Source organism: Pseudoalteromonas sp. SR45-5 (genome assembly GCF_014163565.1).
In the GTDB taxonomy this organism is placed as follows: Bacteria; Pseudomonadota; Gammaproteobacteria; order Enterobacterales; family Alteromonadaceae; genus Pseudoalteromonas; species Pseudoalteromonas distincta.
The window spans coordinates 1-2,737 of sequence record NZ_JACJDN010000538.1 but is presented as its reverse complement, the minus strand read 5'-3'; the positions used below and the strand labels follow the sequence as shown (position 1 = coordinate 2,737).

The 2,737-nt window shown below is 37.7% G+C and carries 2 protein-coding genes; both read right to left on the bottom strand.

Annotated features, from left to right (window positions below):
- Positions 1–2,084: EAL domain-containing protein (locus H5072_RS16220; RefSeq protein ID WP_182694111.1), on the bottom strand; the 2,084-nt coding region annotated here is incomplete at its 3' end.
- Positions 2,085–2,138: 54 nt separating this feature from the next.
- The coding region (locus H5072_RS16215) for an insulinase family protein (protein WP_404936334.1) at positions 2,139–2,737 on the bottom strand (599 nt) is incomplete at its 5' end.

Here is a 2,737-nt window from a genome sequence, read left to right as displayed (position 1 = left end):
TGTTCTACACCTTCAGCCACTACATGTAAATCAAGGTTATGTGCAATAGTGACTATTGAGTCGACCATATTACGGCCACGTTCGTTGGTCATGTCATCTATAAATGCTTTATCTACTTTAAGTGTATTAAGCGGAAATTGCTTTAAATACGCCAATGATGAATAACCAGTACCAAAATCATCCATTGCTAAATGAATACCTCGGGCACTTAACGAACGCATAATTGCAATGGCTTCTTTAGGGTCATCCATTACAGTACCTTCTGTTATTTCAAGCTCTAAAAAGTAAGAAGGTAATTCATTTTTTTGCAAAATAACGTCAATACGAGAGGTTAAATCGGGGAGGCTAAATTGCTTTGCTGATAAGTTGACAGCTACTCGGCCGCTAAATAAACCGCTATCTAGCCATTCTTTTACGTCTCTGCAGGCTTTGTTTAATACCACCTCACCAATTTCAATTATTTGGCCCGTTTCCTCGGCTATAGGTATAAAAACTCCCGGACTAATAATGCCTTTTTTGGGTGTAATAAAGCGCACTAATGCTTCCATTCCGGTTAGCTTGCCTGTGCGAATATTCATTTTTGGTTGGTAGTACACTTCAAAATGGTCTTCTTTTAAACCAAAGCGCATGAGGTTTTCAATTTGCAGTCGTTTAACGGCTTGACGGTTCATCGTGTCGTTAAAAAATAGGTAGCTATTACCTTTCTTTTTAGCATGATACATCGCGGTATCTGCATTTTTTAAAAGCAGTTCAGGTGTATTACCGTCTTCAGGGAATAATACAATACCTACACTTGAGGTGATTGCCAGTTCGTGGCCTGCCATTTTAAATGGTGTAGCAATGGCTGCTAAAAACTGTTTAGCCATGCGTGTAATTACATGTATGTCGTTAGTGTCAGACATTACCAGAGCAAACTCATCGCCGCCTAAACGATAAAATACATCATTTTCACGGGTTAGTTTATTTAAGCGCATTGCTAGTTTAGCTAATAAGCTGTCACCTAGCTGATGTCCTAACGAGTCATTTATTTTTTTAAAGTTATCTAAATCGAACACAAGTAAGGCGTGATGCGAATTGAGCTTTACTAGCTTTTGCAAATCAGTAAAAAATAAATTTCGGTTAGGCAGACTGGTTGTGCGATCTCGATTCGATAAGTTATGTAACTGCGATTCTGCTTTTTTACGCTCTGTTAAATCTGAATAAACAACGACATAATTAGTTATTTGATTTTGATCGTTTTTAATTTCATCTATCGATATTTCTATCGGTAATAAAATGCGCTCACTATTACGAAGCTTCACTTCTTGTTGAATATGTTCGCGCTCTTTTACTATTTCAATAATTCTGTTTGTGTAGCTTGGCTCATACCCAGATAGGCTAAAATCTTTTCCTAAGTATTGTTCGCGTACGCCACCAAACAAGGTTAAAAAGCTAGGGTTTATATCAACCAGTTTAAAGTTTTTATCGTAAATTGCTAAGGCGTCAGTAAGCGACTCAACACATTTTGCAAAAAGGTTTAAGCGCTCTTCAGTTGATTTTAACTGTGATATATCGCGAACGGTACCTGTCATTCTAAGGGGTGATAAGTTGGTGTCTTTTTCAATTATTTTTCCGCGATCGAGCACCCAATGCCAACGACCAAAAGTATCTTTTATTCGGTAGGTGGCTTCAAAAAAAGCAGACTGCTCGGCAAAGTGCACTTTTAGCAAGTGCTCAACGTTATTAATATCGTGAGGATGGATAAGGCCTTTATTTGGCGGAAACCCCATTAACGTAGTTGAGTCCATTAAATACTTATCGTTAATACGAATAACTTCGCCTGTTTTTATGTTCCAGTCCCAAAGTGTATCGCCGCTACCTTCTACAGTACTTTTAAGGCGTTTTTCCGAAAGTCGAAGTTGGCGGCGTGAACGTCTGAGTTTATGGATTACAAATAACAGGTACGGCAAAGCAAGCGCTATAATGGCGCTTGCTAGTATAAGTATATTGTCTGAGTTGTAATTAAGTGATGACTCAAAGGCAAAAAGCTCAAATGAGTAAGCAAGTACTACAAGCATGCTTAGTTTTATTATTGTTTTTATCATTTTTTGATTACTTCTAATTTACAAATGATAATTTAAAACAAGCTAAACCTAGAGTCAAAGAGATTGAGAGTAAACGGGCATATTTTGAGATTTACTGACTTTCGCCGAGCTTAAAAGCTCATATCTTGGTCTATTATCATCAAATAGGCTTAGTGCATAAACTTTTACTTCTCTTAGTGTTAGTGCGTTTAGGGCATCTAAAAGTCGCTGCTGCATATGAAATGCGTGATCTCTGTTACCAATAGCAAGCCATAACCGTTGTGAGCGCAGGCGCAAGTTTTTATCTTTTTCTGCAATATGAGTACTAAGGCCATGTTTTTGCTGTTGCCAATCGTTTTCATCAAGTGCATCAATGTTATCAAGGTATTTTTTAATAAAGCTGTTATGACGATGCAATAATGTTTTTGCATCAAACTTAGGTGACTGCACATAAAATGCTATTCCAGCACGAGTATTAAAAGGTGCATAACCTGCGCCCACTAAATAACCTAGCTGTTGTGTTGTTCGTAACTCGTTAAAGTAATCTTGATTAATTAAATGATTTAACGCCATCATTTTTACTTTTTCGGCCACGCAATCCGTTTGCGCCTGATAGTAAACTACCATGGCATGGTCGCTACAAGGAAGCTCTAACTCGTAGCGAGTTACTTTTT